The following is a 3511-nucleotide window of genomic DNA, read 5'->3' on the forward strand; positions in this document are numbered from 1 at the left end:
CGCGCTGTCTGGTTGTGCGGATAAAAGCGCTGCGGCACCACCAGATGCAGGCTGTCCTTGGCCCTGGTCATGGCGACATAGAGCAGGCGCCGCTCCTCCTCGATGTCCTCCTTGGTGCCGACTCCGAGATCGGCGGGGATACAGCCGTCTACCGTGTTGAGCACGAAGACGTTCTTCCATTCCTGGCCCTTGGCCGAATGGATGGTCGACAGGATGAGGTAATCCTCGTCTCGATGCGGCGGTCCTGCCTGGTCGCTTGTGGCGTCGGGCGGATCGAGGGTGAGCTCGGTCAGGAAGCGCTCCCGCGACGGATAGGTCGATGCGATCTGCTCGAGCTGCAGAAGGTCGGCGCGTCGCGTGATCGCGTCCTCATGGATGCGCTCCATATGCGGCTCGTACCAGAGCCTGATCCGTTCCAGATCCGCCGGCCATTTGGCGCCGGCGCGCAAGCCGCTGTAGATATCGAGGAACACCGGCCAATCCTGCGCGGCGCGCTGCGGCGGGCGAAAGCGGGCAAGGCCCAACGTCTCGTCCAGCGACGTCGCCATGGCGTCCACGATCTGCGAGGCGGCGGACGGGCCGATGCCCGGCATCAATTGCAGCACGCGGAAACCGGCGACACGGTCGCGCGGGTTCTCGGCGAAGCGCAGCATCGCCAGCATGTCCTTCACATGCGCGGCGTCGAGGAATTTCAGGCCGCCGAACTTGACGAAGGGGATGTTGCGGCGCGTCAGCTCCACCTCCAGCGGCCCGCTGTGGCTCGATGTGCGGAACAGCACCGCTTGCGCCTTCAGCGCCGTGCCCGCCTCGCGCTCGGCCAGGATCGCCTGGCAGACATAGTTGGCCTGCTCGGCCTCGTCGCGCACGCTGACCAGCTGCGGCTTGTGCGAAGAGCGGCGCTCGGTCCACAGGTTCTTGGTGAAGCGCTCGCTCGCCTCGCCGATCACCTTGTTGGCGGCGGCCAGGATCGTCTCGGTCGAGCGGTAATTGCGCTCCAGCATGACGATCTCCGCGCCTTGCGCGAACTGTTTCGGGAAATCGAGGATGTTGCGCACTTCCGCGGCGCGGAAGGAATAGATCGACTGCGCGTCGTCGCCCACCACGGTGAGCCCCGCGCCGTCGGGCTTCAGCGCCAGAAGGATCGAGGCCTGCAGCCGGTTGGTGTCTTGGTATTCGTCGACCAGCACATGGTCGAAGCGGGACCCGAGATGCGAGGCGATCTCGGGCTCGGCCGCCATCTGCGCCCAGTAGAGCAGGAGGTCGTCGTAATCGAGCACGTTCTGCGCCTGCTTGGCCTCGACGTAAGCCGCGAACAGTTCCCTCAGCTGATCCGCCCATGCCGCGCACCAGGGGAAGGCCGAGCCCAGCACTTCGCCGAGCGGGGACTGCGCGTTCACGGCCCGTGAATAGATCTGCAGGCAGGTGCCTTTGGTCGGGAAACGGCTTTCGGTCTTGGAGAAACCCAACTCGTGCCGGGCAAGGTTCATCAGGTCGGCCGAATCCTCGCGGTCATGGATGGTGAAGGCGGGATCGAGGCCGATCTGCTCGGCATAGTCGCGTAAGAGCCGCGCGCCGATGCCGTGGAACGTGCCGGCCCAGGCCAACGCGTCAGCGATGATCGCGGCGTCGCGCCCCAGCACCTCGCCGGCGATGCGCTCGACGCGCTTGGCCATCTCGGCGGCGGCGCGTCGGGAGAAGGTCATCAAAAGGATGCGGCGCGGATCGGCGCCCTTGACGATGAGATGGGCGACGCGATGCGCCAGCGTGTTGGTCTTGCCGGAGCCGGCGCCCGCGATCACCAGCAGCGGCGTCGCCACCTTGCCGTCGCCATGCACCACCGCCAGCCGCTGCTCGTCATTCAGCCGGGCAAGATAGGCGGGCGTCTCGAAGGACGAATCATGGGCGGCGATGTTCATCGCCCATCAAGCATCGTTTCCGCTTTGTTCGCAATAATTTCCTCTCCCCGCGCGAGCGGGGAGAGGTGGCCGCGAAGCGGCCGGAGAGAGGATTACGCGGCTACCTTGCCCCGAGGCAACTACCGCTTCGGTTCCACCCCCATCGCCGCCGACTGCCGCCGCAGCCTGCGCCTTTCGTCGGCCGGCATGTCCAGCGGCGCGACGTTTCCCGGCACCTCGTCGATGATCCTCACGGCAACGCGATAGGCGGTGTAGGCAAACAGACCGGCAAGCACAAGGCGGATCATGATCGGTTCCTCGTTGCGTTCGATTGGCTCGGGATTTCAACCGGACGCGGGCCGGTTGGTTCCCCCGCGCCACGCAACCAAACCGCCACCGCCTCGTTTGCCCTTGGTGAAAGGAGCGAACGAGAGGAGGTCGTCATGAAGAAACGTCCTTTGCTGCTGGCTCTTGCGGCAGGGCTGGCGCTCGTCGCCTGCGACAACAGCGTGCCGCCCACCAAGGCGCCCGCCGATCAGAACCCGCAGATCGACAAGAACCCGGTGCCGAAATCGACCACCGGCGGCGACCAGCCGGGCACCCCTCCGAAGCAATAGCGACGCGACAGGTCTGGCAGAGATTATCGTTGGGCTGAACGAAGAAGGCCGGCGCTGCTTGGGAGGAAGCTCGATAGCGCCGGCCAAGCGGGAAAATCAGGCCCGCCGCACAACAGAAGATAGCTGAGTCTCGCCCCTGCGTCATGGTGCGATCGCGGTAGCCGACTACGCAACTGCCGGGAAATCACCGGAAAATCCTGCAATTCTGCTGGAGTCCGCTAATGCATGCCGCGCAAAAGTGACCTCGGTTTTGCGGCAACGACATGCATCAAATCAAAGGCCTGAAGCGCGTCGTGTGAATCCGTTTCGACGCGCCGCGCTTTAGTGCGGGGTGTCCGCCGGTTCGGCATTCGTGGAGGAGCAACCTCTCACGCCAGCGCCGAGTGGCCCTGCTGTCCGCCGGCGATCTCGATGTCCAGTTGGCGCTGCGTCAGCGCCGCTTCAGCCATGATCCACTGCTTGAACAGCTCGACCTTGCGGGCGCCGAGCGCCTTGATGGGGCTGACGAAGTACCAGCCCGCCGTGTTGGGATGGTGGACCGCGAACGGTGCCACCAGCCGTTCGGCGCGGATGTCGCTTGCCATATAGGCGCGGTTGGCGACGGCGAAGCCCATTCCGGCATTGGCTGCTTCGTAAGACATCATGCAGGAATCGAAATAGACGCTCCTGGTTTCGCCGAGCACGAAGCTCGCGCCGGCGAAGCCCAGCCATGACTGCCAGTTCTGCGTGCACGTGTCGGAGTGCAGCAGCGTGAAGTAGCGCAAGTCCTCCGGCACCACCTTCGACAGCGGCTTGTCGCCCAGCACCTCATGGAAGAGCTTGCGGCTGCACACCGGCGTCAGATCTTCCTTGAACAGCAGCTCCGAATTGAGGCCGGGGAAATTGCCGTCGCCATAGCGGATTTCGAGATCGTATTCGGAAGTCGAGAATTCATGCGTGGCGTAAGAGGTCGAAACCCGCATCTCGATGTCGGGATACTGATGCTGGAAGGCCGAAAGG

4 protein-coding genes are annotated in these 3511 nt (G+C 64.6%); 1 reads left to right on the forward strand and 3 read right to left on the reverse strand.

Going from position 1 to position 3511, the window contains the following annotated elements; all coding sequences use genetic code 11:
* The coding region (locus EOD07_RS27100) for an ATP-dependent helicase (protein ID WP_164772569.1) at positions 1-1916 on the reverse strand (1916 nt) is incomplete at its 3' end.
* Between the two features lie 119 nt (positions 1917-2035).
* On the reverse strand, positions 2036-2203 hold the full coding sequence (locus EOD07_RS37815; protein ID WP_164772570.1) for a hypothetical protein: 168 nt from the start codon (positions 2201-2203) through the stop codon (positions 2036-2038).
* A 135-nt stretch (positions 2204-2338) separates the two neighbouring features.
* Between EOD07_RS37815 and EOD07_RS37820 the strand changes: the two genes are divergently transcribed.
* The gene (locus tag EOD07_RS37820) at positions 2339-2512 is read left to right on the forward strand and encodes a hypothetical protein (protein WP_164772571.1); all 174 of its coding nucleotides are present in this window, start codon (positions 2339-2341) and stop codon (positions 2510-2512) included.
* A 368-nt stretch (positions 2513-2880) separates the two neighbouring features.
* Here EOD07_RS37820 and EOD07_RS27105 read toward each other — a convergent pair.
* On the reverse strand, positions 2881-3511 hold a 631-nt coding region (locus EOD07_RS27105; RefSeq protein WP_245470510.1), incomplete at its 5' end, for a LysR substrate-binding domain-containing protein.

This window comes from Mesorhizobium sp. M2C.T.Ca.TU.002.02.1.1 (genome assembly GCF_003997225.1).